Below are 23,819 nucleotides of genomic sequence, written 5' to 3'. Positions count from 1 at the left end.
CGCCTCGCGCTCCGCCCGCGGTTCAGGCCGCCACCGCGATGGCGAGCTCGAGATAGACCCGGCCGTTCTCGACCTTGACGGGGATCATGTCGGCGCATCCCTCGTCCGCCCCGGTGGCGGAGCCGCTTTCGAGGTCGATGATCCAGTTGTGCAGGGGGCAGGCGACTTTGCGTCCGTGCACGATGCCCTCGCTCAGCGGGCCGCCGCGGTGCGGGCAGCGGTTCTCGAGGGCGAAGATCTCGTCGTCGGCCGTGCGGAAGACGGCAATCTCCCGGCGCGGCGTGCGCACCGTGCGCGCGCCGCGCTTCGGGATGGCATCCACTGGTCCGATGTCGACCCAGTTCGGCGTAACGGAGTTCATGGTTGGGCTCCTCACTCGGCTGCGAGCGGCATGACCACCGCGACGGGCTTGAATTCATGGGCCTCGGCGCCGGCGACGCGCTCGGCCCAGGGGTCCTTCTGTATGGTGCTTTGGGAGAGGAGGAAGCGCTCGTAGAGCGCCTTGCGCGCCGCGTGGTCGTCCATGATCACGGAGCGGATGCGCTCGAGCCCGACCTTCTCGCTCCACTTGTACATGCGCTCGAGATAGGCGGCCTCCTCGCGGTAGAGCTGGATCACCGCCGCGACGTGTTCGAGCACTTCCTCCTCGGTCTCGACGCGGCCGAGCAGGTCGGTCGGCCGCACGTGCAGGCCGGCGGCCCCCGAAATGTGGATCTCGTAGCCGGAGTCGACGCAGATGACGCCGACGTCCTTCACCGTGGCCTCGGCGCAGTTGCGCGGACAGCCGGAGACCGCGAGCTTGACCTTGGCAGGTGTCCAGGAGCCCCAGAGCAGCCGCTCGAGCTTGATGCCGAGGCCCATCGAGTCCTGCGTGCCGAAGCGGCACCACTCCCGGCCGACGCAGGTCTTCACCGTGCGCAGGCCCTTGGCGTAGGCGTGGCCCGAGACGAGGCCGGCCTTGTTCAGGTCCGCCCAGACGAGCGGCAGATCCTCCTTCTTGACGCCAAGGAGATCGATCCGCTGGCCGCCGGTCACCTTGACGGTCGGGATGGCGTAGCGCTCGGCGACGTCGGCGATGGCGCGCAGTTCGGCCGGCGAGGTCAGGCCGCCCCACATGCGCGGTACGACGGAATAGGTGCCGTCCTTCTGGATGTTGGCGTGGACGCGCTCGTTGATGAAGCGCGACTGCGCGTCGTCCTCGTATTCGGTCGGCCAGGCGCAGAGCAGGTAGTAGTTGAGTGCCGGCCGGCAGGAGGAGCAGCCGCACGAGCTCTTCCAGCCGAGCTCCTGCATGACGGCCGGGATCGACTTGAGCGACTTCGCCAGGATGAAGCCGCGCACCTCCTCGTGTGTCAGGTCGGTGCACTTGCACATCGGCTTGCGTGCGGCGGCGCGGTAGCCGTCACCGAGCGTCGCAGCGAGAAGCTGCTCGACCTTGCCGGTGCACTGGCCGCAGGAGGCCGAGGCCTTCGTATGCGCCCTGACCTCGTCGAGTGTGGTCAAGGCCTTGGCATTGATCGCCGTGACGATCGCACCCTTGCAAACGCCGTTGCAGCCGCAGATCTCCGCATCATCCGGCAAGGCTGCAACGGCCGCCGTAGGGTCCAGGGGGGACCCTCCCTGATAGGCCTGGCCGAAGATCAGCGTGTCGCGCATGGTCGCGACGTCGCTGCTCTTCTTCAGAAGGTCGAAGAACCAGCCGCCGTCCCCGGTCTCGCCGTAGAGCACGGCGCCGACGATGCGGTTGTCCGCGAGCACGATGCGCTTGTAGATGCCGCGCGAGGGATCGCGCAGGACGATGTCCTCCTTGCCGTCACCCTCCGAGAAGTCGCCGGCGGAGAAGAGGTCGATGCCCGTAACCTTGAGCTTCGTAGAGGTGACGGAGCCCGTGTAGGCGGCCTCCGTCTCGCCGGCGAGCTGGGCGGCAGCGACCTTCGCCATCTCGTAGAGCGGTGCCACGAGGCCGTAGCACTGGCCGCGATGCTCGACGCATTCGCCGACGGAGAAGATGTCCGCGTCGCTCGTGCGCATGGCGTCGTCGACGAGGAGGCCGCGGTTGACCTCGAGGCCCGACGCCTTGGCGAGGGCGGCGTTCGGCCGGATGCCGACGGCCATGACGACGATGTCGGCGGGGATGACGCGCCCGTCGTCGAGCCTGACCCCCTCCACCTTGTCCTCGCCGAGCACGGCGTGGGTGTTGGCCCGCGTCAGCACCTCGATGCCGCGTGCCTCGATCGCCCGCTGCAGCAGGTAGCCGGCGGAGGGATCGAGCTGGCGTTCCATGAGCGTCGGCATCAGGTGCAGGACGGTCACCTCCATGCCCTTTGCCTTGAGCCCGGCCGCCGCCTCGAGGCCGAGGAGGCCGCCGCCGATGACAACGGCGCGGCCGCCCTTGCCGGCCGCCGCCTGCATGGCGGCAACGTCGTCGAGATCGCGGAAGGTGACGACGCCGGGAAGGGCGGCGCCGGGGATCGGGATGACGATCGGCTGCGAGCCGGTGGCGATGAGGAGCTTGTCATAGGGCTCCATATGACCGCAGGCCGTCGTTACGGTCTTGGCGTCGCGGTCGATGGCCGTGACGGTCTTGCCCTTGTGCAGGGTGACGGCGTGGCGCGCATACCAGTCATCGTCATGGATGACGATGTCCTCGAAGGCCTTCTCGCCCGACAGCACGGGCGAGAGCATGATCCGGTTGTAGTTCACGCGCGGCTCGGCGCCGAACACCGTCACGGCGTAGCGGCCGGGCGCCTTGGCGAAGAGTTCCTCCAGCGCGCGGCCCGCAGCCATGCCGTTGCCGACGACCACCAGCCGCTCGGTGTGAATGCGCGAGGTCGATTCCGACATCGTGTTTCCCCGTTGTGCGATGCAGATCCATCGGCCACGGGGTCACGGCGGCGATCACATGGAGCGTTAGTCTCACGGGACCGACGGCGACCTTGGCACCGCCGCAGCCGCCCCGCCTCGGGCGCGCGAACCGGTGCCATCCGACGAGGACCCATCGTTGGGCCCCTTTCCGATGGACGGAGGATCGCCTTTGATCCGACAGCCTTCCAGCAATTGACGTGCCAGCTCGTCTCGCGCTTGCGAAACGGCCGATTTCGCCGGGGGTTGGACGGCGACCTGCGGCTGGCAGCCTCGGCGTGCGTGCCGAAAGGTCTGCCCAAACGGGCGGCAGGCGCCCAATGCATGAGCACCGGCGAGGATGCTCAAGAAGGCTGCACAGAAGATGCGCAGGCAGCCGGGGCGATGTCAGCGCGCTGCCATGGCGCCGGCCTCACCTTCCGCCGGCAGGCCGGCAAGGCGCTCCATGCTCTGGATGTGGCGGGCGAGGAGGCTCGCCGCCTTCTCGACATTGCGCTCTTCAAGAGCTGAGAGGATGAGGCGATGGTCGGTGTTGGAGCGCGGCCGCCATCCCGTCGGCCTCATGGTCACGAAGAGGAAGCGCGAGCTCGCCACCTGCAGCTCGTCGATGGCGGCGAGCAGCCGCGGCATGCGGCAGGGCGCGGTCAGCGCGCGGTGAAAGGCGCGGTTCGCCGTCTCCCAGTCGAGGATGTTCTGCGCGGCGTCGCCCTCCCGGATCGCGGCGTCGGCGCGCGCGAGGTCCGCGGGCCCGAGGCGCGGCGCCGCGTGACGCAGAGCGAGCACTTCCAGCGCCGCGCGCATCTCGGCGATCTCCTTGATCGCCGCCATGTCGAGGGGCGCCACGCGCACGCCCCGCCGCGGCTCGCTGATGACGAGGCCTTGGGCCTCTAGGCGCCGGAAGGCCTCGCGCACCGGCACGTGGCTCGCAGAGAATTCCGAGGCGATGCGATCCTGCCTCAGGCGCGTGTCGGGGGCGAGGTCGCCGGCGACGATGCGCTCCCCGAGCGCCCGCGCGATGCGCTCCGCCACCGTGCGGTTGTCGTCTCCTTCGCCCGTCGCTCTCTTCATGTGCCTTGGTCCCGCGGCCCCTGCCATGCCCTGTCGACGCGAACGCTTGGGCCCGATCGAGATAGCGCGCTGCCGGGCGCGGGGAAATACCGATCAGCGGCGCGCGGCGGGCCCCGACGGACAGTCAGAAGCCGAGCGCTACTGCCCCGCCCGTCAGCCCGGCGCCGGCCGCGGTGAGCAGGATGCGCTCGCCCGGCATGAAGGGTGCCGCGCGGTTCGCAAGCGACAGCGACAGGGGGATCGTCGCGGCGGAGGAATTGCCGTAGTCGGCGATGGTCGAGACCATCCTGTGCGCGTCAAGACCGAGATCCTGCGCGAGGGCGGTGGTGATGCGGGCATTGGCCTGATGCGGCACGCAGCGGCTCACGTCCGCAATCGTGAGCCCAGCGCGCGACAGGGCTTCGTGCGCGAAGTCCGCCATCAGTCGCACCGCCTCCGTGAACAGCCGGCGCCCGTCGCCGATGGCGATCGCGGTCTCTTCCGGCGGGATGCCGGGGGCGAAGGGGCGGGCGCTGCCGCCGGCTGCGATGCCGAGGAGGCCGTAGTGTGCTCCGGCACTGCCGAGCGCGACGCCGAGAAGGCCTGCGTCCGGGCTCGCACTGGGGGCGAGGATCACGGCGCCAGCCGCGTCGGCGAAGAGCGCGGCGGTGGCGCGGTCGCCCCGGGCGATGCGCCGGCTGAGCATATTGCCAGCGATGACGAGGACGGGTCGTCCCTGCACCCGCACAAAGCCGTCGGCCAGGGCGAGCGCATAGACGAAGCCGGCGCAGGCCCCCGCGAGATCCACGGCGCCGGAGCGGCTCAGGCCGAGCCGGTGCGCGACGAGCGGCGCGGACGGCGGCAGGAGGTGGTCGGGCGTCGAGGTGGCGAGGAGCGTCAGAGCCACGTCACCACGCGCGACACCTGACTGCGCGAGCGCCATGTCGCCTGCGCGCACGGCAAGCTCGCTCAGGGTCTCGTCCGGCGCGGCGTGGCGGCGGGTGCGGATGCCCGTGCGGCGCTCGATCCAGCCCGGCTCAAGGCCGAGCCGCGCCTCGATCTCGGCATTCTCCACCCGGCGCTGCGGCACATGGTGGCCGAAGCCGACGATGCGGCTTGTCGCGGCACTCATGCGGCCACCGCGCCGGACCTGACCGCCAGCACCTCGGGCGCCTCCGCCACGGCGTCGTAGATGCGGTCGAGATCGGCCCCCGTCACGCAGTAGGGCGGCAGCACGTAGATGACGTTGCCGAGGGGCCGCAGCAGGATGTTGCGCGCGAGGAAGAAGGCCCTGAGACGCGGACCCGCCTCGGCGAGATAGCCGGCGTCTGGCACGGCGAGGTCGAGCGCCGCGATCGTACCCGTGCGGCGCACACCGGTGAAGCGGCGATCGCCGCGGAAGCGTGCGATGCGCTCCTCTTGCATCCTGGCGAGGTGGGTGACCCGCTCGGCAACCGGCTCTTGCTCCCACACCGCGATATTGGCGAGGGCGGCGGCGCAGGCGATCGGGTTGGCGGTGAAGGAACTCGAATGGAAGAAGGTGCGGCCGCGGTCGCTCGACAGATGCGCGGCGAAGATCTCCTCCCGGCAGAGGGTGGCCGCGAGCGGCAGGAAACCGCCGGTGAGCCCCTTCGACGTGCACAGGATGTCGGGTGTGATCCCCGCCGCCTCGCAGGCGAAGAGCGTGCCGGTCCGCCCCCAGCCGGTCATCACCTCGTCCGCGACCAGGAGGACGCCATGGCATGTGCAGATGCGCCGCAGCTCGGCGAGAACGGCGGGGCGGTACGTGCGCATGCCGCCCGCGCCGAGCACCAGCGGTTCGACCACGAGCGCCGCCGTGTCGCCCTCGCGGCAGACGGCCTCGAGAGCATCGAGGGTCGCCTGCTCGCGCCCTTCCTCGGGGAAGGGGATGGGGTCGACCGAGAACAGGAGCGGCTCGTAGGCGGCCGTGAAGATACCGCGCGCGCCCACCGACATCGCCCCGATGGTATCGCCGTGGTAGCCGTGCTCCATCACGGCGATGCGCCGGCGCGGCGCGCCGATGTTGCGGAAATAGCCGAGCGCCATCTTCAGCGCGACCTCGACGCTGGTGGAGCCGCTGTCGGAGAGGAAGACGCGGGCGAGGCCCGGGGGGGCGAGACGAACGAGGGCCTCTGCCAGCCGTTCCGCCGGCTCGTGCGTGAACCCGGCAAAGATCACCTGGTCGAGCCGCTCCGTCGCCGCGCGGATCGCGGCGGCGATCGCGGGATGCCGGTGGCCGTGGGTGATCACCCACCAGGACGAGATGGCATCGAGGATACGCCGTCCGTCTTCCGTGACGAGGAATGCGCCTTCCGTGCGCGCGACGGGGAGCGGAACGGGCTCGGTGGCGTGCTGGGTGAAGGGATGCCAGAGCGGGGCCTTCGGAACTGTCATGTCGGTTGCCGTTCAGAGGAAGTTGGTCGCGTCGAAATGCGTGGCGAAGGCGGCCGCGAGCGTTGCCGGGGTGAGCGGGTCGAGCACGGGCAGGCGGCCGAGCCGGCGCACGCCCCCCATTTCGGCAATGGTGTGCTCGCTGTCGGCGGCCGGGGGGCCGACGAAGGCGATGCCGTGAAGGGGCACATCCCGGCACCGCAGGGCCTCGATGGAGAGGAGGCTGTGATTGATCGTGCCGAGCGTGGTGCGCGCCACGAGGACGACCGGCAGGTGCCAGCGGGCGAAGACATCGGCGAAAGTGACGCAGCGCGTGATTGGCACGAGCACCCCGCCGGCTCCCTCGATGACGAGGCGGCCTTTGTCCACGGGCGGCTGCAGCCGCTCCGGCGTGATGGCGACGCCGTCGATCTCCGCCGCGCGGTGGGGGGAAGCGGGCGTGGTGAGGCGCCAGGCCTCCGGCACGATCCGCTCCGGGGAAAGCCCGCCAAGGCGGCACACGGCCTCGCTGTCGCTCTCTCCGTCGAGGCCGGACTGGATCGGCTTCCAGTACGCGGCACCGAGCGCGGATGCGAGCGCGGCGGCGAGGATCGTCTTGCCGACGCCCGTGTCCGTTCCGGCGATCACGAAGCGCTCCGTCACGGCCGGCCCTCCGCGATGGCCGCGCCGAGCACGTCGAACAGGCCTGCGATCGCTGCCTCGTCGGCATGGAGCGTCACTGTGATGCGCAGCCGCGCGCCGCCTTCGGGCACCGTCGGGGGGCGGATGGCGCGCACGTCGAAGCCTGCCTGCCGCAGGCGCGCGGCGAGGTGGACGGCCCGGCCGTTGTCGCCCACGACGACGGGCAGGATCTGCGAGCCGCTCTCTGGCAGGCCGAGGCGTGCGGAGAGCGTCCGGTTGGCGATGTCGACGAGGGCCGCGAGGCGTGCCCGGCGTTCCGGCTCCTCGGCGAGCGCGACGAGCGCCGCGCGCACGACCGCCGCCATGAGCGGGGAGGGGGCGGTGGCATAGACGAAGGGGCGGGCGCGGTTGATCAGGTAGTCACGCACGGTCGCCCTCGCGAGGACGAGCGCGCCGCTCGCCCCCAGCGCCTTGCCGCAGGTGTGCAGGGTAATCACCTGCTCCTGCCCTTCGAGATGGGTGGCGAGGCCCCGGCCCAGCGGCCCGTGCACGCCCGTCGCGTGGGCTTCGTCGACGACGAGCATGGCATCGTGCCGCCGGGCCACGGCCCACAGGTCGTCGAGCGGCGCGCGGTCGCCATCCATGCTGTAGAGGCTTTCGACCGCGATCCAGGGCGTACCCGTGGCGCCTGCGGCGCGCCAGCGGCGGATGGCCTCGTCGACGGCGGCCGCGTCGTTGTGAGGCACTTCGTGGGCTTCCGCTCGCCCTGCCCTGATGCCGTCGCGCGCACTCGCATGCACGAGGGCGTCGTGCACCACGAGGTCGCCCCGCTGCGGCAGGCTTGCGAAAAGGGCGAGGTTGGCGGCGTAGCCCGAGCCGAAGAAGAGGGCGCTCTCGGCCCCGAAGAAGCGGGCCGCCTCGGCCTCCAGCGCCGCGTGCTCGGGGTGGTTGCCGTTGAGGAGGCGCGAGCCGCCGGCGCCGACCGGCACGCCGCGCGCCAGCGCGTCGCGCGCCGCATCCGTCAGGCGCGCCGAGTGGGCAAGGGCGAGATAGTCGTTGGAGGTGAAGTCCACCCCGTCGGCGGCTGCGAGCTCCCGCTGCCGCCCCTTGCGGGCGAGCCCGCGCAACGTCGCCTCGATGCGTGCGAGCGGCCGCGCGCTTCGGTGCGGGGCTTCGGTGGCTGCGAATGCGACGGCGGGTGCTTCGTGCATGGCGGATCCATGTCGCAGAGGGTGCTCAGGCCGCCCGGAAGGTGGGCGGGCCGCGCGGCGTGGTCTGGTCATGGCCGCTCGTTGCGGCTCCTTGCCGGCGAGGTTCGCCGATGAGGGGCCAGGCCCAGCCGCGAGGAGGCTAGGGTCTCGCAGGGTGCTACGCAAGAGGATTTAATAGATAATCTATTATAATAGTGCAAGACACTCGCGTTTGCAGTTGATATGCATCGCGATTGTGCGCGAAAAATAGATCGCTGTGAATAATTATCTATTATTCTAGGGCGATCGAAACCCCAGCCTGGCGAGGCCTCATGGAGATGACCGAGATGACCCGAACCGAAGGGCCGATCCAACATGAAGAGGCGCGCCACGATTGGACGCGCGCCGAGGCCGAGGCGCTGCATGCCCTGCCGCTTCCTGACCTGCTCTTTGCGGCGCAGCAGGTCCACCGCCGACATTTCGATGCCACCCGGGTCGAGACGGCGAGCCTCCTCAGCATCAAGACGGGCGGCTGCCCGGAGGATTGCGGCTACTGCTCGCAGAGCGCGCACTATCGCACGGGCGTGAAGGCGACGCGCCTGATGGACCAGGATGCCGTGCTTGCGGCCGCAGCAGCCGCCAAGGCCGCAGGCGCCGCCCGCTTCTGCATGGCGGCCGCGTGGCGCAACCCGAAACCCCGCGATCTGGAGCGGGTAGCGGCCATGGTCACAGCGGTGAAGGCGCTCGGCCTGGAGACCTGCGCCACGCTCGGCATGCTGACGCCCGAGCAGGCCGGCCGCCTGAAGGACGCCGGGCTCGACTACTACAATCACAACGTCGATACCTCGCCGGAGTACTACGCCGAGATCATCACCACCCGCACGCTCGACGATCGGCTCGAAACTCTCGCCAACGTGCGTGCGGCAGGCCTCAAGGTGTGCTGTGGCGGCATCGTCGGGCTTGGAGAGGGGCAGGACGACCGCGTCGGCATGCTGCTCCTTCTCGCCAGTCTGCCGGAGCACCCCGAGAGTGTGCCGCTCAACCTCTGGAACGAGGTCGACGGCGTGCCCGTCAAGGCGCAGGCGGAGCGCCCGGACCCGATCGCCTTCGTGCGGCTCGTCGCGCTGGCGCGCCTCATGCTGCCGAGGAGCGTCATCCGCCTCTCGGCGGGACGGCAGTACATGAGCGACGAATTGCAGACGCTCTGCTTCCTCGCCGGGGCGAACTCGATCTTCCTTGGCGACATCCTGCTGACGACGAAGAACCCCGAGCGGCAGCGCGACGCGGACCTCCTCGCCCGCCTTGGCATGAGGACAGGGAACGGCCGGGCCTGACCGGACGCGCCGGGCGGTCTTCGCGGCATGAAGGGTCGGACGGCGCGGCCGTGCGCCTCGGGACCGCTTGACCGGGCTCCGGGCCTGCCGGACCATGCTTGCATGGCCCGCGTTCTCAAGCCCTGCCTCGCGAGCGCCGCCTGCCTGGTGGCCCTCGGCTGCTCGTCAAGGCCCTCGATCGACTACCTTGCGCTGCCGTACAGCAGTGTGCAGCTCGAATGCCACGACGGCTACATGGTCTACAACGACGCGAAGGCGAAGAAAGCGGTGGTCGTGCCCTACCTCATCAGCGAGATGGCCTATGCCGCCTGCGCCGCGGGCGAGACTCAGCCGCTCGCCACCCGGGCTAGGCTCGTCGTGGAGAAGCAGATCGGCGAGAAGTGCCATGTCACGAGCCAGGCCGAGGTCTCGCCGATGCAGCACGAGTTCGCCTACGCCTGTTCGGCCTAGCGGCGTGCACCTCGGCGGCCATGATCCACGGCCCGCTGCGCGCGGGGCCGCGGGGGAGGGAGCGGGAAGGACGGGGAACTCGCTTGCGCCTGCGCTCACGCCGGCGCCGCCCGCCCGGGACCTGGCTCGACGGGAGCGGCCGGTTTGCGCGGCACTAGCGACTCCAACCGGCCATTGCTCGGTGCTAGAGTCACCTCCCGCGGGCCGAGGGGCATGAAGGCATGGAAATAGACGGAACGGCCGCGGGGTGAAGCGTCTTTCCCGTTCGTGGCCGGCGCCGCCTGATCCCAGACATCGGGTCAGTACGGGAGGCGTGGCATGTCCGAATATGCTCATCCTGAAATGCTCGTCGAGACGGCCTGGGTTGCCGAGCACGCGGCCGATCCCGGTCTGCGCCTCGTCGAGGTCGACGTCGACACCACGGCCTATGACCAGGGCCACGTGCCGGGCGCCATCGCCTGGAACTGGACGACGCAGCTCTGCGACACCGTCGAGCGCGACATCATCCCGAAGGACGCCTTCGAGCGGCTGATGGCTGAATCCGGCGTCGGCAACGACACCACCGTCATTCTCTACGGCGACAACAACAACTGGTTCGCCGCCTGGGCGCTCTGGCAGATGAAGATCTACGGTCACGACGACGTGCGCCTGATGAACGGCGGACGCAAGAAATGGCTCGCGGAAGGACGCGAGCTGACGAGCGACGTGCCCAAGGTGGCCGGGGCCACCTACCGCGCCATGGAGCCCGACTTCTCGCTGCGGGCCTTCCTGCCGGACGTCAAGCGCGCCCTGGAGGCCGACGGCTGCGCCCTGGTCGACGTGCGCAGCCCCGACGAGTTCACCGGCAAGATCCTGTCGCCTCCCGGCCTGCCCGAAACCTGCCAGCGCGGCGGCCATATCCCGGGCGCGAAGAACATACCCTGGGGCCAGGCCTGCAACGAGGACGGCAGCTTCAAGTCGGCGGACGAACTCGCCGCGCTTTACGGGGGCAAGGGCGTCACGGCCGACAGGCCGACGATCGCCTACTGCCGCATCGGCGAGCGGTCGAGCCACACGTGGTTCGCGCTCAAGTACCTGCTCGGCTTCAAGGACGTGAAGAACTACGACGGCTCCTGGACCGAGTGGGGCAACATGGTGCGCGCGCCCGTCGAGCGGGGCCCCGAGCGCATGGGCACGGGGGCCGCATGAGCACCCGGTCCGTCCAACGCCCGCAGGACTATCGACGCCGGCACGATGCGCTCGCCGGCTGGGCGGTCGGCGTCGTGTCCTACCGTCTCGGCGAGCACTTTCTCTGCGAGGTGGACAACGTGAGCCCCGGCGCGCGCATCGCGCGCGGCGAGGGCGCAACCCGGGAAGAAGCCGAGGCGAAGGCGCTCGACAAGGCGCGGGAGCGGCTGTCGCGCACCCGCATCGTCGACGTCGGCTGAACCGCGGCCGGCTGGTTCGCTGCCGGGGCGCCGTGGCGCGGAGCGAACGGCGCTCCGAGGCGGCGGGCGGGGCCCCGACCCGCAGGCGGGCGACCGGCTCGGCAAGCCGTCCGGGTCGGTTGGGGATTCGGATCATGACCACGTTTGCCAGGCCCGAGATCGAGGCGTTCTTCGACGAGGCGACCAACACGGTGAGCTATCTCGTCCACGATCCCGGCATGCGCGTGGCCGCCGTGATCGATCCGGTGCTCGACTTCGACCACCGCACGGGCCGCGGCTCGAGCCGGTCGGCCGACGCGATCCTGAAGGCGGCGGAGGCGAAGCGCCTCTCCGTCGCCTGGGTGCTGGAAACCCACGCGCATGCCGACCACCTGTCGGCGGCCCCCTACATCAAGCTCAAGACGGGCGCCAAGGTCGGGATCGGCGAGCATATCCGCGACGTGCAGAAGATCTTCCGCCCCGTCTTCAACGCCTTGGACGTCAGCGGCGACGGCAGCGAATTCGACCATCTCTTCAAGGATGGCGAACGCTTCCTGCTCGGGGCGATCGAGGTGGAGGTCATCCATACGCCGGGGCACACGCCGGCCTGCGTGTCCTACCGGATCGGCGACGCGGTCTTCGTCGGCGACACCCTGTTCATGCCCGACTACGGGACTGCTAGGGCCGATTTTCCCGGCGGCAGCGCACGGGCGCTCTATCGCTCCATCCAGCGGCTCCTGTCCCTGCCGGACGACCTGCGGCTCTTCATGTGCCACGACTACAAACCCCCCGGTCGGGACCATTTCGCCTGGGAAACGACAGTCGCCGAGGAGCGGGCCAAGAACGTACACGTTCATGCGGGCGTTACGGAGGAGGAATTCGTGGCCATGCGCGAGAGGCGCGATGCCACGCTGCCGACGCCGCTCCTCCTGCTGCCGTCGATCCAGGTCAACATCCGTGCCGGCAAGCTGCCGCCGCCCGAACGCGACGGCATTCACTACCTGAAGATCCCGGTCTCGCTCGAGCCCTGAGGGCCGCGGCTCAGGCTTGTGCCACCCGGGCCTCGGCCACGACCGCGCGGCCGGCCGCGGCGATGACCTCGCCGAGCGCGGCGAAGTCGCGCGTACGCGGCGAGCTCTTGCGCCAGGCGAGGCCGATGACGCGCTGCGGCTGCGGCGCGCCGAACCGGGCGAGGGCGACGCGGGCATCGCCCGCCACTTCAACCGGCACGGCGATCTCCGGCACGAGCGTCACCCCATAGCCGTTGGCAACGAGCTGCACGACGGTCGACAGGCTCGTCGCGCCGAACTGTTCGCGTGCCGACGCGGAGACCCCTCCACAATAGGCGAGCGCCTGATCGCGCAGGCAATGCCCTTCTTCGAGCAGAAGGAGGCGCTCCCCCCCGAGCAGCGCGGGCTCCACCGGGCCGGCCCGGGCCAGGCGGCTGTCCGCCCGCGCGGCGAGCAGGAAGACATCTTCGAACAGCGGCATCGTCTCGAGATCCGGGTGGTCGATCGGCAGCGAAACGAGGATCGCATCGAGACGGCCGCCCAGAAGCTCGCCAGCGAGGGTCGCCGTTTGCGTTTCGCGCAGGGCCAGTTCGAGCGCCGGAAAGCTCTCGCGGATGCGCGGCAGGGCGGTCGGCAGGAGATAGGGCGCGACCGAGGGGATGGCCCCGAGCGCGAAGGGGCCGGCGAGCACGCCGCTCGCCGCTCGGGCATATTCGGCGAGATCGCGCACCTCGGCGAGGATGTCGCGGGCGCGACGCGCCACCTCCTGCCCGACCTCCGTGATCTGCGCCTCGCCGCGCCGCCGTTCGACGAGGGGCGTGCCGAGCGCCGCCTCGAACTCCTGGATCTGCATCGACAGGGCCGGCTGCGTGACGGCGCATTCCTCGGCCGCGCGGCCGAAATGGCGATGGCGCGAAAGGGCCTCGAAATAGCGCAACTGCCGCATCGTGATCATGAAGATCAGATTATCTGATCGAGAGGCCAAGGCAATCCGATTGGACCTTATTGTCTGTCACCATTCCAATGTGGACATCGATACCGCCATGCGAATCCCGCTCAGGAAGGGAGAAGAGCCGATGTCCAGGCCGATGTTGACCACTGCCAACGGCGCTCCGGTCGCAGACAACCAGAATTCGCTCACCGCGGGGCCGCGCGGGCCGGTGCTCCTGCAGGATTTCCAGCTCCTTGAGAAGCTCGCCCACCAGAACCGCGAGCGCATCCCCGAGCGCACCGTGCACGCCAAGGGCTCCGGCGCCTACGGCACCTTGACCATCACCAATGACATCACCCGCTACTCGAAGGCGAGAGTCTTCGCCGAGGTCGGCAAGACGACCGAGGCCTTCCTGCGCTTCTCCACCGTTGCCGGCGAGCGGGGAGCGGCGGACGCCGAGCGCGACGTGCGCGGCTTCGCCCTGCGCTTCTACACGGAGGAGGGCAACTGGGACATCGTCGGCAACAACACGCCGGTATTCTTCGTGCGCGATCCGCTGAAGTTCCCAGACTTCATCCACACGCAGAAGCGCCATCCGCGCACGAATCTGCGCTCGCCGACGGCCATGTGGGATTTCTGGTCGCTGTCGCCGGAGAGCCTGCATCAGGTGACGATCCTCATGTCGGATCGCGGCCTGCCGCAGAATTATCGCCAGATGAACGGCTACGGCTCGCACACATTCTCCTTCATCAATGCCGCGGGCGAGCGCTTCTGGGTGAAGTTCCACTTCAAGTCGATGCAGGGCATCGCCACCTGGACGAATGCCGAGGCGGAAGCCGTGGTGGGCAAGGACCGCGAATCCGCCCAGCGCGATCTCTACGAGGCGATCGAGCGCGGCGATTATCCGCGCTGGCGCTTCTGCGTGCAGGTGATGCCGGAGACGGATGCCGAGAAGACCCGCTACAATCCCTTCGACCTGACGAAGGTGTGGCCGCACGCCGACTACCCGCTGATCGAGGTCGGCATCCTCGAGCTCAACCGCAATCCGCAGAACTATTTTGCCGAGGTGGAACAGGCCGGCCTCACGCCCGCCAACATCGTTCCCGGCGTCGGCTTCTCGCCGGACAAGATGCTGCAGGCGCGGCTCTTCTCCTATGCGGACGCCCACCGCTACCGGCTCGGCATCAACCACCACCAGATCCCGGTGAACCGGCCGCGCTGCCCGGTGCATGCCTATCACGCCGACGGCGCCATGCGGCTCGACGGGCCCGCCAATCCGGACGCCTATTACGAGCCGAACTCCGTCGGCGGTCCAGCTCAGGACGAGCGCTTCGCCGAGCCTCCCCTGAAGATCTCGGGCGACGCCGATCGCTACGACCATCGCGAGGGCAACGACGACTACACCCAGGCCGGCGATCTCTTCCGCCTCATGACTGCGGACCAGCGGCGGCAACTCATCGACAATATCGCGGTCGCCATGGCCGGCGTGCCCGAGCACATCGTGCGCCGCCAGATCGCGCATTTCCACAAGGCCGATCCCGCCTACGGGGAAGGGGTCGCGCGGCGCATGGGGCTCGATCCCGCGACGCTCGCCGCCGCTGCGGAATAGGCGCGGCCAGCTCGGCGGGCGGCCTGGCGGGCTTCGGCGGGCCTCAGGCCGCAGCCTGGCCGTCCGTTTCCACGGGGACGTCGACGAGCGCCGCGACGGGCCTTATCCGCCCGAGGAACTGCTCGATGTGCTGATTGAGCTCCTCCGTGGCGCGGGTCACGCAGCTCGAGGTGGAGAGCACCCGTTCGGCGACGACGGTCATGCGTGCAACGGCCCTTTCGAGGGCCGTCGCATCCTGCGCGACGACCTCCGTCTCGTTCGTCGCCGTCCGGATCGACTGCACGATGTTCTCGGCCGAGGCGTCCTGGGTGTGCAGGCTGCCGGCGATCTGAGTCATCGACGCCGCGGCTTCGTCCACGGTCCCGGCGATGACGCGAATGGCGCCCACGGCGGTCTCGCTCGAAGTCCGCACGGCGTCGATGCGCTGCGCCACGTCATGGGTCGCCTGCGCCGTGTGGGTGGCGAGCGACTTGACCTCGCTCGCGACGATGGCGAAGCCGCGCCCCGCGTCGCCGGCCCGCGCCGCCTCGATCGTGGCGTTGAGGGCGAGGAGATTGGTCTGGTCGGCGATGGCCCGGATCATCTGCACCACCTCGCCGATGCGTTCCGTCTCGGCCGACAGGTGGCCCACGGAGGCGTTCGTATCCTGCGCCGTGACGCGCGCGTGCCTGAGGATGTCCGTCGTATGGCAGACGCGGCCGGTGACCTCGCGCACCACGGCATTGAGGCCCTCGGCACTCGTCGACGCCTCGCCGACCATCACGGCCATGCGGTCAGACGCGTTCGACAGTCCGGTGGCGCGGGTGGCCGTCTCGCGGGCGATGGCGGCGAGCCCCTGGGCCGTCATGTCCATGCAGCGCATGTCCGAAACCACCGAGTGCAGAAGGCGGTCGACGTCGTGGCGAAACCTGGAGGTGAGCCGTGCGATCTCGGCTCCGCGCTCGGCCTCGGCCTCGGCCTGCTGGCGACGCTCCTCGGCGCGTCGCGCCATCTCGGAGGCGATGGTGACCTCGCGCATCGCGGTCTCGGTGGCGATGAAAGCCTCGCGCAGCCGCTGGCACAGCCAGACGAGCGCGATGACCTGGATGAACACGAGGAATGCATGCAGCAGGACGCGGCCCGGTTCGCTCTGCCCGGGAAAGACGGCCGCCGGCAGCAGGTAGTTGAAAGCGAGATGGTGCAAGGAGATGGCCGTGCCTTCGGCCACCAGCGGACGCCAGTCGCACCAGCCGGCGGTGAAGGCCAGCATGGCAAAGAAGTACATGTGGACGTCCATCTGCAGGTCGCTCCGCGCGAATCCATACAGCGCGAGTGCCGCGTAGCCGGCCAAAGCAAGGCTCGAGACGATGCGCGTCGCCGCCCCGATCGGGGCCCGGCGCCACAGCAGCGTGGTGACGACGGCGAAGCCGAAGCCGACGGGTGCGACGGTAGAAACAGGCGTGACGCCGCGTAGCACGGCGATGATGGGGATGACGAGTGCGTTGATCCAGATCCAGACGATCAACACGCGGCTGAACTTCAAGCGCAGATCGTCGAGAGCCTGCATGTCCATCCCCTGGCGATGATCCTTGAAATGCCGGAACAACCGGCGACCACGCGCGGATCGAGCACGAGCCATGCCCCGGCCGCGCGCAGGCGCCCGACGAAATCGCTTCCGTTGCCACGGGTGATGACGACCGCCTGGAAACCGCCGTCGCGCACGAGAAGGCCACCGGCCGCCACCGCAATGCGGACTGCTTCGCCCCGCGGGGCGAAGGGGCCGGCGACAACCGCCACCTCCGTCGGATCAGAGGGAAGGACGACGACGGCCGCGAGACCGAGGGCGAAGGCGACGCATGCGAGGCTCACCTCAAGCCGCTCGCGATGTGTCATGGCCTGTTCTCTCGCCGTCATCCGCCGCTTCCCGCCGTCTCGGGCGACGGAGACGACGCCGAGTGCCAGGAACGCTCTGGAGCCCGTCGAGAGTGTGGGCCGCGGTTTAACAACGCCTGAAGATGTTTCGATTCTTCATAGCTCGCAGAGGTTGTGGCAGCTTCACGAGCTCGTGATCCCCAGTCGGACCAGGGCGTATGCGGGTACCGCCTTGCATCCGGGCGCGCCTTCGCAGACTGTCTGGACCCGTTCCACGGACACGGCATGCTCATGACGATTCTGCTTCTCGGCCTCGTCGTCTTCTTCCTGTCCCATAGCCTCGTCATGGCGCGGGGCGCGCGCGCCACGCTGGTCGGCCGCCTTGGCGAAGGGACATACAAGATCCTCTTCTCGCTGGTCTCGGCCGTCGGGCTCGTCCTGATCGTCTGGGGTTACGGACGCTATCGCGCCGCCGGCTACGTCGCCGTCTGGGATCCCCCGGTGTGGACGCGGCATCTGGCCCTGGCGCTGATGCTGCCGGCCATGATCCTGCTGGTCGCAGCCTATGTCCCGGGGGAGATCAGGCAGCGCCTGAAGCATCCCATGCTGGCGGCGATCAAGATCTGGGCCGCGGCCCATCTGCTCGCCAATGGTGACGTCGGCTCGATCGTCCTCTTCGGGGCCTTCCTCGTCTGGGCCATCGTCGACCGCATCGCGGTGAAGCGCCGGACGAGCCGAGCGGGCTGCCCATTCCCTATGGCGGTGTGCGCAACGACGTGATTGCGGTCGTCGTGGGAGTGGTCGCCTATGCCGCCATCGTGCGATGGCTGCACCCCCTTCTCATCGGCGTGCCGGTCATCGGGTAAAGGGGGCCCCCATGTCCGTTTCGGCTGATATCCGCCGCGTCAGCGTGCCCGACATCCGCGCCCGCAAGGGTGGAGAACCCATCGTGGCGCTCACGGCCTACCACGCCCACATGGCGCGGCTCGTCGATCCGCATTGCGACATTTTGCTCGTCGGGGATTCCCTCGGCATGGTGGCGCAGGGGCTCGAGTCCACGGTGCCCGTGACGCTCGACCTCATGATCCTGCAGGGCCAGGCGGTGGTGCGCGGCTCGCGCCGGGCGCTCGTTGCCGTCGACCTGCCCTTCGGCAGCTACGAGGAGAGTCCCGAGGCTGCCTTCCGCACGGCCGCGCGTGTGCTGAAGGAGACGGGCTGTACGGCCGTGAAGCTCGAGGGGGGCGTGGGCATGGCCGAGACGATCCGGTTTCTCGTCGCGCGCGGCGTGCCCGTCATCGGCCATGTCGGCCTCACCCCGCAGGCGATCAATCAGCTCGGCTCTTTCCGCGCGCGCGGGCGGGACGAAGCCGAGCGGCAGCTTATTGCGGCCGATGCCCGCGCCGTGGCGGAGGCGGGGGCCTTCTGCGTCGTGATAGAGGCGGTGGCCGAGCCTCTGGCGGCGGACATCACGCGCGCGCTTGCGGTACCCACCATTGGCATCGGCGCCTCCGCCGCCTGCGACGGCCAGATCCTCGTGCTCGAGGACATGCTGGGATTGAGCGAGCGGGTGCCGAGATTCGTGAAGCGCTACGCCGAGCTCGGGCGGGCCGTCGGCGAGGCCGTCGGGTCCTACGCTGCCGAGGTACGCGCCCGCGCTTTCCCGTCCGCTGCGCACACTTACGGCGGCCCCCGCCCCAGCGGTCCCGAACAGGGCCTCCACGACGGCGAGAAGGGCACGAGGGCCGAGTAGCGGATTGCACTCACCGACGACGCGCCGTCACGGCAGCCAGCCATCGCACCGGCGTCATGCCGTAGGCGCTCTTGAAATGTCGCGTCATGTGGCTCTGGTCGGCGAAGCCGGCGGCGAGCGCGGCTTCGGCGGGTGGCGTGCCGGCCCTCAACAGGCGGCGCACCTCGTCGAGCTGCCGCATCGTCCGGAAACGGCTGGGGCTGGTGCCGTAGGCGGCGCGGAACTGGCGCGCCAGGGTCCAGCGGTCGAGGCCGGAGAGGTGTTCGAGCCGCTCCAGCGAAAGACGTCGCGCCGGTGCGACGGCGATCGCCTCGCGCACGCGCGCCAGCGCCGGCAGGGCGAGCGGGCCGGGTGATGTCTCGGCTCCCAGGGAGAGGGGGGCCAGCACCGCAAGGGCCGCAACCGTGATGTCGGTGCGCTCGGCTTCGTCGACGGCGCGATCGAAATCCCAGATCTGTTGGACCGAGCCCGGCGGCAGGCGTGCCACATCGACGACGGGCTCGCATGCGAAAGGCAGCGCGCCGCCCCCGAGCGCCTCCCGCACGAGGCCCGGGTCGATGTAGACGATGCGGTAGCCGAAGCCCGCCTCGGTACCGGCGCTGCCGTCGTGCACTTCGTCCGGGTGCAGGATATGGCACTGGCCGGGCAGGCTGTACCGCTGTTCGCCCCGGTAGCGGAAGCTCTGCACGCCCGAAAGCGTGATGCCGATGGCGTAGGTGTCGTGCCGGTGCGGCGCATAGGCCCGCCCGTAAAAATGGGCCTCCATACGCTCTATGCCCGCAGCGCCGCCGGCGATCCTGATGCGGTTCGCACAGCCAGCCTGCCCGCACAGCCGTTCAAGACGCGGCATCCCGCCTCGCAATAGCCTTTCTGCGACATCGCGAAAAATAGGGGAAAACCGATGATCGAACAGGGGGCCTTGCCGTCGGAGGCCTGGCATGCCCTTCCGCCGCTCGTGCTTTCGGCCAGCATCGTCATGGGCAGTCCCGGACCTTCGACCATCAGCGTTACGGCGGTCGGTGCGGCCTTCGGCTTTCGCCGCTCCCTGGGCTATGTGAGTGGCCTCGTCGCCGGCACGACGACAGTGTTGCTCGGCATCGCCGCCGGCGTCGTCGCCCTGCTGCAGGCCTTGCCCCAGGTCGCACCGGTGCTCGTCGCGGCCTCGGCCGCCTATATCCTCTATCTGGCGTTCAGGATCGCCACCGCGCCTCCGCTGGCTGAAGCGGGCGCGAACCTTTCGGCACCGTCCTTCACCGGCGGCTTTCTGCTCGCCGTTGCCAATCCCAAGGCCTGGTTCGCCATCACTGCCGTCTTCACCGGCACGGGCGTCGTGGACGGTGCCGCAACGCTCGATGCCGTCGTCAAGACGGCTGTCCTGACGGCGATGATCGTCGCCATCCACATCGCCTGGCTGCTGGTGGGCACCTCTCTGGCGCGCATCTTGCGCAGCCCGGTCGGAGCGAGGGCCGTACACGTGGCGCTCGCCACGCTCCTCGTCGTCACCACGGCGGTGCAGGTCGGCTTGCTGTCATTCTGAGCCCGCCTTGCGAGAACGTCGTGCCTCGCCGAATGGCTGGCGGATCGCTCCCGCGCTGGCCACGCGGTGAGGAGAGGGGGCAAGGACGCTCGCCTTTGGGCGGTGACTGTGCTAGGCGACCGTCCGGACGAAATTCATCCGCGCCAGGCGCGGGGCAGCGGTTGACGGCTCGATGACCGACATCTTTCGCGAAATCGACGAGGAACTGCGGCGCGACAAGGCAGCCGCGCTCTGGGCCCGGTACGGCAACATCGTCATCGGCCTGGCGATCCTCCTCGTCATCGCCACAGGCGCGTGGCGCTACTGGCAGCATCGCGAAACGCAGAAGGCCGAGGCCGCCGGCGCGCGCTTCGAGGAAGCCCTGACGCTGGCCCGCGACGGCAAGGGCGAGGAGGCCGAGCGCACACTGGAGGCCGTCGCCAAGGACGCGCCGAACGGCTACCGCACCCTGGCCCGCTTCCGCCTCGCCGCCGAGGTTGGCAAGCGCGATCCCGAGGCGGGAGCCGCGGCCTTCGACGCGCTGGCGGCTGACACGACGGTTGGCGGTCTTCTGCAGGATCTGGCACGCCTGCGCGCCGTCATGCTGCGCTTCGACGGCCTCGACCCCAGGGCGGTGTCGGCCAAGCTCGAGCCGCTGGCGGCTCCGTCCAGCGCATGGCGCCACTCGGCTCGCGAACTCCTCGGCCTCGCCGCGCTGAAGGCCGGCGACTACGAGGCGGCCGGTCGCTGGTTCGACCAGATCGTCGCGGATCGCGAAACCCAGGGCAGTCTGCGTCAGCGGGCCGAGATCTATCTCGGCCTCGTGCGCGGCGGCCCCGTCACGAAGCAGTAAACCGGCCAAAGGCCGGTCAGGCACGTTTTCCATGGCTCCAGTCGTCGCCATCGTCGGCCGCCCGAACGTCGGCAAGTCGACGCTCTTCAATCGCCTCGTGGGCAAGAAGCTGGCGCTTGTCGACGACCGGCCGGGCGTCACGCGCGACCGCCGGGAGGGCGCGGCGCGGCTCGGAGACCTGGCCTTCACCATCGTCGACACGGCGGGGCTCGAGGACGCGCACGAGACCACCCTCGTCGGCCGCATGCGTGCGCAGACCGAGGCCGCGATCTCGGAAGCGGACGTGGTGCTGTTCGTCGTGGACGCGCGCGCCGGCCTGACGCCGATGGACCGCCAGTTCGCGGATCTCGTGCGGCGCTCCGGCAAGCCGGTCATTCTCCTCACCAACAAGGCGGAGGGGCGCGGCGGCATCGAAGGCGCCTATGAGGCCTTCGCCCTCGGCCTGGGCGATCCGGTGCCGATCTCCGCCGAGCACGGGGAGGGCATGGGGGAGCTCTACGATGCGCTCGCCGCTGTGCTGCCCCAGCCGGACGATGCGGAGGAAGCCGGCGAGGAGACCGACGGGGTGGAGGCCGATCGTCCCATCCGCGTCGCCATCGTAGGGCGGCCCAATGCCGGCAAGTCCACCCTGATCAATCGCATGGTGGGTGCGGAACGGCTGCTCACGGGGCCCGAGGCGGGGATCACCCGTGATTCCATCTCGCTCGACTGGAAGTGGCGCGGGCGTGCCGTGAAGCTCTTCGATACCGCCGGCATGCGCAAGCGTGCGCGCGTCGACGACAAGCTCGAGAAGCTCTCGGTCGCCGACGGCCTGCGGGCCGTGCGCTTCGCGGAGGTGGTCGTGGTGTTGCTCGACGCCACCATTCCCTTCGAGAAGCAGGACCTGACGATTGTCGATATTGTCGAACGCGAGGGCAGGGCGCTCGTCGTCGGCCTCAACAAGTGGGACCTCGTCGCCGACAAGCCCGGCCTGCTCAAGGAATTGAAGGAGGAGGCCTCACGCCTCCTCGCGCAGGTCAAGGGCGTCGAGGTGGTGCCCGTCTCGGGGCTCGCGGGCGAGGGCGTCGACCGCCTGATGCAGGCCGTCCTGCAGGCTCACGACGTCTGGAACCGGAGGATCGCGACGGCGCAGCTCAACCGCTGGCTCGGCGACGTGCTGGAGATGCACCCGCCGCCGGCCGTGGCCGGCCGGCGCATCAAGATTCGCTACATGACCCAGGTGAAGAGCCGGCCGCCGCATTTTGCCATCTTCGGCAACCAGCTCGACGCCCTGCCGAAATCATACACGCGCTACCTCGTCAACGGCCTGCGCGAAGCCTTCGACCTGCCCGGCGTGCCGATCCGGCTCGCGCTGCGCATGGGCAAGAACCCCTACGACAAGGGCGAGCGGCGCTGAGGCGCGCGGGCAGGGCGGGGCGTCCGTCACGCGACGGGGACGGGCATCTGCGGGCGCAGCAGCGCATCCTGCGGGAAATCGTAGATGAGGCCGCTGTCCTTCCAGGCCGGCGTCACGAGCTCCAGGATGCGCGGGGCGAGTTCCTCAGGCGTCCTGAGCGTCATCGGGTCCTCGCCCGGCATGGCCGAGCGCCGCATGGCGGTGCGCAACGGCCCCGGATTGACGATCATGACGCGCACCGGGGTCGTCCGGGTTTCCTCGGCGTAGGTGCGGGCGATGGCCTCCAGCGCGGCCTTGGAGGCGGAGTAGGGGCCCCAGTAGGCGCGGCAGCTGTGCGCTGCCCCCGAGGACAGGAACACCGCCCTGCCGGCGTCCGAAGCGAGCAGCAGCCGGTCGAGCGAGCGGACGAGGCGCCAGTTCGCCGTCACGTTGATGGCCATGACGTCGTCCCACGTCTTCGGGTCGATGTGGCCGATCGGGGACAGGCTGCCGAGGATGCCGGCGTTCGCCACGAAGACGTCGAGCTTGCCCCAGCGCTCGTAGATCGCCGCACCCAGGCGGTCGAGCGCCTCGTAGTCCTTCAGATCGAGAGGAACGAGCGTCGCCTGGCCGCCGACCGCCCGGATATCGTCGTCGAGCTCTTCCAGGGCACCCACCGTGCGGGCGAGCGCGATGACATGGGCGCCTGCCCGCGCGAGTTCGAGTGCCACGGCGCGGCCTATGCCGCGGGACGCGCCGGTGACCAGGGCGATGCGTTCGTCGAGAGGTCGGGACATTGCGGGACTGCTTGCTCTTCTGGAAAGGGCCGGCGCTCGACCTACCACCTCCGGGAGGCCGAGGCGAGGGCCGTGAGGCACGGGACTGTGTGATATCGGCAACAGGCGCCGGGAATGCATATGATACCGCGGTGCCTGCCCAAATTTGCCCCATTGCGTCGCGATTCACTCTCATCCCGTGCGAGCAAACCCCGCGGCGGGCAAGCCGGTGCCCGGCCCGGATGCGAGCCGCCGCTCAGCCTCGGTGCTCGCGAGCCGGGGATCGTGCCTAAGTTGTTGATGTTATGGCTATTTTCATGCCGCTCCCGCTCGGCGCCGGCAGCGGATGGTCGAGAGAGTGCGCAAGATGTTTGGTGCTGCGAGCCTGCGATCCCTGCGCCGCACGCCGCGCTCCGCCGGGGCAGCGGCCTGGTTTGCGCGGCGCCGTCTGCTGGCGGTGGCGATCAGCATCGCGCTCGTCCTCGGCCTTGGCCTCGGCAAGGCTTATGTGATCGCGGGCAGCACAGCCCGCGCGGCGGCCATCGTCGCCGCGACGGAGCACGTTTTCGCGCTCTCGGCCGACGCCGCGGAGAGGGGCGAGACGTTACCTGCGCCGGCGGGTGACAAGCGGCCCTGCCTGCACGGCATCCTGCCGACCGCTCCCGCTTGCGCGCCTGGCAGCGGGGCGATGCGCCTCGCGCCGGCGAGGGCCGCGGCCATGCCGCCGTCGGCCGATCGGTCGCCGCCGCTCGAACCGCCGAAGGGGCCGCTGCGCGGCTGACCCGTCCCCACCGACCCATCCCGCACCCGGCAACGATGGTCGCTC

At 69.7% G+C, this 23,819-nt stretch carries 23 protein-coding genes and 1 pseudogene; 12 read left to right on the top strand and 12 right to left on the bottom strand.

The window, feature by feature from the left end:
* Positions 1-22: 22 nt before the first annotated feature.
* The 7 genes from nirD to QNA08_RS01870 form a co-directional block, all read right to left on the bottom strand.
* Positions 23-361, bottom strand: a complete 339-nt coding sequence (nirD, locus tag QNA08_RS01900) for a nitrite reductase small subunit NirD (RefSeq protein ID WP_283738982.1) — start codon at positions 359-361, stop codon at positions 23-25.
* Between the two features lie 11 nt (positions 362-372).
* Positions 373-2,844: a nitrite reductase large subunit NirB gene (gene nirB, locus QNA08_RS01895; protein WP_283738981.1), complete on the bottom strand. Its 2,472-nt coding sequence runs from the start codon at positions 2,842-2,844 to the stop codon at positions 373-375.
* Between the two features lie 405 nt (positions 2,845-3,249).
* Complete coding sequence (locus QNA08_RS01890) at positions 3,250-3,930, bottom strand: GntR family transcriptional regulator (RefSeq protein ID WP_283738980.1); 681 nt, start codon at positions 3,928-3,930, stop codon at positions 3,250-3,252.
* A 124-nt stretch (positions 3,931-4,054) separates the two neighbouring features.
* The gene (locus QNA08_RS01885) at positions 4,055-5,041 is read right to left on the bottom strand and encodes a beta-ketoacyl-ACP synthase III (RefSeq protein ID WP_283738979.1); all 987 of its coding nucleotides are present in this window, start codon (positions 5,039-5,041) and stop codon (positions 4,055-4,057) included.
* Positions 5,038-6,324, bottom strand: coding sequence for an adenosylmethionine--8-amino-7-oxononanoate transaminase (locus tag QNA08_RS01880; RefSeq protein ID WP_283738978.1), 1,287 nt, complete (start codon positions 6,322-6,324; stop codon positions 5,038-5,040). The genes QNA08_RS01885 and QNA08_RS01880 overlap by 4 nt, the downstream gene beginning before the upstream one ends.
* Before the next feature lie 12 nt (positions 6,325-6,336).
* The gene (gene bioD / locus QNA08_RS01875) at positions 6,337-6,963 is read right to left on the bottom strand and encodes a dethiobiotin synthase (RefSeq protein ID WP_283738977.1); all 627 of its coding nucleotides are present in this window, start codon (positions 6,961-6,963) and stop codon (positions 6,337-6,339) included.
* On the bottom strand, positions 6,960-8,153 hold the full coding sequence (locus QNA08_RS01870; protein ID WP_283738976.1) for an 8-amino-7-oxononanoate synthase: 1,194 nt from the start codon (positions 8,151-8,153) through the stop codon (positions 6,960-6,962). The genes bioD and QNA08_RS01870 overlap by 4 nt, the downstream gene beginning before the upstream one ends.
* Before the next feature lie 326 nt (positions 8,154-8,479).
* On the opposite strand from QNA08_RS01870, the gene bioB reads away from it, so the two are divergent.
* The 5 genes from bioB to QNA08_RS01845 all read left to right on the top strand — a co-directional run bounded on the left by bioB (position 8,480) and on the right by QNA08_RS01845 (position 12,353).
* Entirely contained in the window at positions 8,480-9,466 is a 987-nt protein-coding gene (bioB, locus tag QNA08_RS01865) for a biotin synthase BioB (RefSeq protein WP_422679834.1), read from the top strand.
* Positions 9,467-9,568: 102 nt separating this feature from the next.
* Entirely contained in the window at positions 9,569-9,916 is a 348-nt protein-coding gene (locus QNA08_RS01860; RefSeq protein WP_283738974.1) for a hypothetical protein, read from the top strand.
* Between the two features lie 318 nt (positions 9,917-10,234).
* Complete coding sequence (locus QNA08_RS01855) at positions 10,235-11,104, top strand: sulfurtransferase (RefSeq protein ID WP_283738973.1); 870 nt, start codon at positions 10,235-10,237, stop codon at positions 11,102-11,104.
* The gene (locus tag QNA08_RS01850) at positions 11,101-11,343 is read left to right on the top strand and encodes a hypothetical protein (RefSeq protein ID WP_283738972.1); all 243 of its coding nucleotides are present in this window, start codon (positions 11,101-11,103) and stop codon (positions 11,341-11,343) included. The genes QNA08_RS01855 and QNA08_RS01850 overlap by 4 nt, the downstream gene beginning before the upstream one ends.
* Positions 11,344-11,477: 134 nt before the next feature.
* Positions 11,478-12,353, top strand: a complete 876-nt coding sequence (locus QNA08_RS01845; RefSeq protein ID WP_283738971.1) for an MBL fold metallo-hydrolase — start codon at positions 11,478-11,480, stop codon at positions 12,351-12,353.
* A 10-nt stretch (positions 12,354-12,363) separates the two neighbouring features.
* On the opposite strand, the gene QNA08_RS01840 is transcribed toward QNA08_RS01845, so the two are convergent.
* A complete protein-coding gene (locus tag QNA08_RS01840) occupies positions 12,364-13,287 on the bottom strand; it encodes a hydrogen peroxide-inducible genes activator (protein ID WP_283738970.1) in 924 nt (307 codons plus the stop codon).
* A 121-nt stretch (positions 13,288-13,408) separates the two neighbouring features.
* Here QNA08_RS01840 and QNA08_RS01835 point away from each other — a divergent pair, with 121 nt between their 5' ends.
* Positions 13,409-14,872: a catalase gene (locus tag QNA08_RS01835; protein ID WP_283738969.1), complete on the top strand. Its 1,464-nt coding sequence runs from the start codon at positions 13,409-13,411 to the stop codon at positions 14,870-14,872.
* A 43-nt stretch (positions 14,873-14,915) separates the two neighbouring features.
* On the opposite strand, the gene QNA08_RS01830 is transcribed toward QNA08_RS01835, so the two are convergent.
* Both QNA08_RS01830 and QNA08_RS01825 read right to left on the bottom strand, forming a co-directional pair.
* On the bottom strand, positions 14,916-16,418 hold the full coding sequence (locus tag QNA08_RS01830) for a methyl-accepting chemotaxis protein (RefSeq protein ID WP_283738968.1): 1,503 nt from the start codon (positions 16,416-16,418) through the stop codon (positions 14,916-14,918).
* A complete protein-coding gene (locus QNA08_RS01825) occupies positions 16,391-16,765 on the bottom strand; it encodes a hypothetical protein (RefSeq protein WP_283738967.1) in 375 nt (124 codons plus the stop codon). The genes QNA08_RS01830 and QNA08_RS01825 overlap by 28 nt, the downstream gene beginning before the upstream one ends.
* Before the next feature lie 243 nt (positions 16,766-17,008).
* On the opposite strand from QNA08_RS01825, the pseudogene QNA08_RS01820 reads away from it, so the two are divergent.
* Positions 17,009-17,589, top strand: a pseudogene (locus QNA08_RS01820) (NnrU family protein).
* A gap of 11 nt (positions 17,590-17,600) precedes the next feature.
* The gene (gene panB, locus QNA08_RS01815; protein ID WP_283738966.1) at positions 17,601-18,473 is read left to right on the top strand and encodes a 3-methyl-2-oxobutanoate hydroxymethyltransferase; all 873 of its coding nucleotides are present in this window, start codon (positions 17,601-17,603) and stop codon (positions 18,471-18,473) included.
* Between the two features lie 10 nt (positions 18,474-18,483).
* Here panB and QNA08_RS01810 read toward each other — a convergent pair whose 3' ends face one another.
* Positions 18,484-19,239, bottom strand: coding sequence for an AraC family transcriptional regulator (locus tag QNA08_RS01810; RefSeq protein ID WP_283738965.1), 756 nt, complete (start codon positions 19,237-19,239; stop codon positions 18,484-18,486).
* Between the two features lie 135 nt (positions 19,240-19,374).
* Here QNA08_RS01810 and QNA08_RS01805 point away from each other — a divergent pair, with 135 nt between their 5' ends.
* The 3 genes from QNA08_RS01805 (at position 19,375) to der (ending at position 22,238) form a co-directional block, all read left to right on the top strand.
* Positions 19,375-20,010: a LysE family translocator gene (locus tag QNA08_RS01805; RefSeq protein ID WP_283738964.1), complete on the top strand. Its 636-nt coding sequence runs from the start codon at positions 19,375-19,377 to the stop codon at positions 20,008-20,010.
* A 172-nt stretch (positions 20,011-20,182) separates the two neighbouring features.
* Positions 20,183-20,842, top strand: a complete 660-nt coding sequence (locus QNA08_RS01800; protein ID WP_283738963.1) for a tetratricopeptide repeat protein — start codon at positions 20,183-20,185, stop codon at positions 20,840-20,842.
* Between the two features lie 31 nt (positions 20,843-20,873).
* Entirely contained in the window at positions 20,874-22,238 is a 1,365-nt protein-coding gene (gene der, locus QNA08_RS01795) for a ribosome biogenesis GTPase Der (protein WP_283738962.1), read from the top strand.
* A 26-nt stretch (positions 22,239-22,264) separates the two neighbouring features.
* Here der and QNA08_RS01790 read toward each other — a convergent pair whose 3' ends face one another.
* Complete coding sequence (locus QNA08_RS01790; RefSeq protein WP_283738961.1) at positions 22,265-23,014, bottom strand: SDR family NAD(P)-dependent oxidoreductase; 750 nt, start codon at positions 23,012-23,014, stop codon at positions 22,265-22,267.
* A 337-nt stretch (positions 23,015-23,351) separates the two neighbouring features.
* Here QNA08_RS01790 and QNA08_RS01785 point away from each other — a divergent pair, with 337 nt between their 5' ends.
* A complete protein-coding gene (locus QNA08_RS01785) occupies positions 23,352-23,774 on the top strand; it encodes a hypothetical protein (protein WP_283738960.1) in 423 nt (140 codons plus the stop codon).
* Positions 23,775-23,819 lie beyond the last annotated feature (45 nt).

The sequence above is a fragment of the Chelatococcus albus genome (assembly GCF_030067675.1).
GTDB classification, from domain to species: Bacteria; Pseudomonadota; Alphaproteobacteria; order Rhizobiales; family Beijerinckiaceae; genus Chelatococcus_A; species Chelatococcus_A albus.
Note: the sequence above shows the minus strand (reverse complement) of the source record. Positions and strands in the feature narration are given on the sequence as shown.

Excerpts from the sequence above, each read along its gene's own strand:
- nirD (WP_283738982.1), bottom strand. The coding sequence starts at position 361 with ATGAACTCCGTTACGCCGAACTGGGTCGACATCGGACCAGTGGATGCC.
- nirB (WP_283738981.1), bottom strand. The coding sequence starts at position 2,844 with ATGTCGGAATCGACCTCGCGCATTCACACCGAGCGGCTGGTGGTCGTC.
- QNA08_RS01890 (WP_283738980.1), bottom strand. The coding sequence starts at position 3,930 with ATGAAGAGAGCGACGGGCGAAGGAGACGACAACCGCACGGTGGCGGAG.
- QNA08_RS01885 (WP_283738979.1), bottom strand. The coding sequence starts at position 5,041 with ATGAGTGCCGCGACAAGCCGCATCGTCGGCTTCGGCCACCATGTGCCG.
- QNA08_RS01880 (WP_283738978.1), bottom strand. The coding sequence starts at position 6,324 with ATGACAGTTCCGAAGGCCCCGCTCTGGCATCCCTTCACCCAGCACGCC.
- QNA08_RS01870 (WP_283738976.1), bottom strand. The coding sequence starts at position 8,153 with ATGCACGAAGCACCCGCCGTCGCATTCGCAGCCACCGAAGCCCCGCAC.
- bioB (WP_422679834.1), top strand. The coding sequence starts at position 8,480 with ATGACCCGAACCGAAGGGCCGATCCAACATGAAGAGGCGCGCCACGAT.
- QNA08_RS01860 (WP_283738974.1), top strand. The coding sequence starts at position 9,569 with ATGGCCCGCGTTCTCAAGCCCTGCCTCGCGAGCGCCGCCTGCCTGGTG.
- QNA08_RS01855 (WP_283738973.1), top strand. The coding sequence starts at position 10,235 with ATGTCCGAATATGCTCATCCTGAAATGCTCGTCGAGACGGCCTGGGTT.
- QNA08_RS01850 (WP_283738972.1), top strand. The coding sequence starts at position 11,101 with ATGAGCACCCGGTCCGTCCAACGCCCGCAGGACTATCGACGCCGGCAC.
- QNA08_RS01845 (WP_283738971.1), top strand. The coding sequence starts at position 11,478 with ATGACCACGTTTGCCAGGCCCGAGATCGAGGCGTTCTTCGACGAGGCG.
- QNA08_RS01840 (WP_283738970.1), bottom strand. The coding sequence starts at position 13,287 with ATGATCACGATGCGGCAGTTGCGCTATTTCGAGGCCCTTTCGCGCCAT.
- QNA08_RS01835 (WP_283738969.1), top strand. The coding sequence starts at position 13,409 with ATGTCCAGGCCGATGTTGACCACTGCCAACGGCGCTCCGGTCGCAGAC.
- QNA08_RS01830 (WP_283738968.1), bottom strand. The coding sequence starts at position 16,418 with ATGCAGGCTCTCGACGATCTGCGCTTGAAGTTCAGCCGCGTGTTGATC.
- QNA08_RS01825 (WP_283738967.1), bottom strand. The coding sequence starts at position 16,765 with ATGACGGCGAGAGAACAGGCCATGACACATCGCGAGCGGCTTGAGGTG.
- panB (WP_283738966.1), top strand. The coding sequence starts at position 17,601 with ATGTCCGTTTCGGCTGATATCCGCCGCGTCAGCGTGCCCGACATCCGC.
- QNA08_RS01810 (WP_283738965.1), bottom strand. The coding sequence starts at position 19,239 with ATGGAGGCCCATTTTTACGGGCGGGCCTATGCGCCGCACCGGCACGAC.
- QNA08_RS01805 (WP_283738964.1), top strand. The coding sequence starts at position 19,375 with ATGATCGAACAGGGGGCCTTGCCGTCGGAGGCCTGGCATGCCCTTCCG.
- QNA08_RS01800 (WP_283738963.1), top strand. The coding sequence starts at position 20,183 with ATGACCGACATCTTTCGCGAAATCGACGAGGAACTGCGGCGCGACAAG.
- der (WP_283738962.1), top strand. The coding sequence starts at position 20,874 with ATGGCTCCAGTCGTCGCCATCGTCGGCCGCCCGAACGTCGGCAAGTCG.
- QNA08_RS01790 (WP_283738961.1), bottom strand. The coding sequence starts at position 23,014 with ATGTCCCGACCTCTCGACGAACGCATCGCCCTGGTCACCGGCGCGTCC.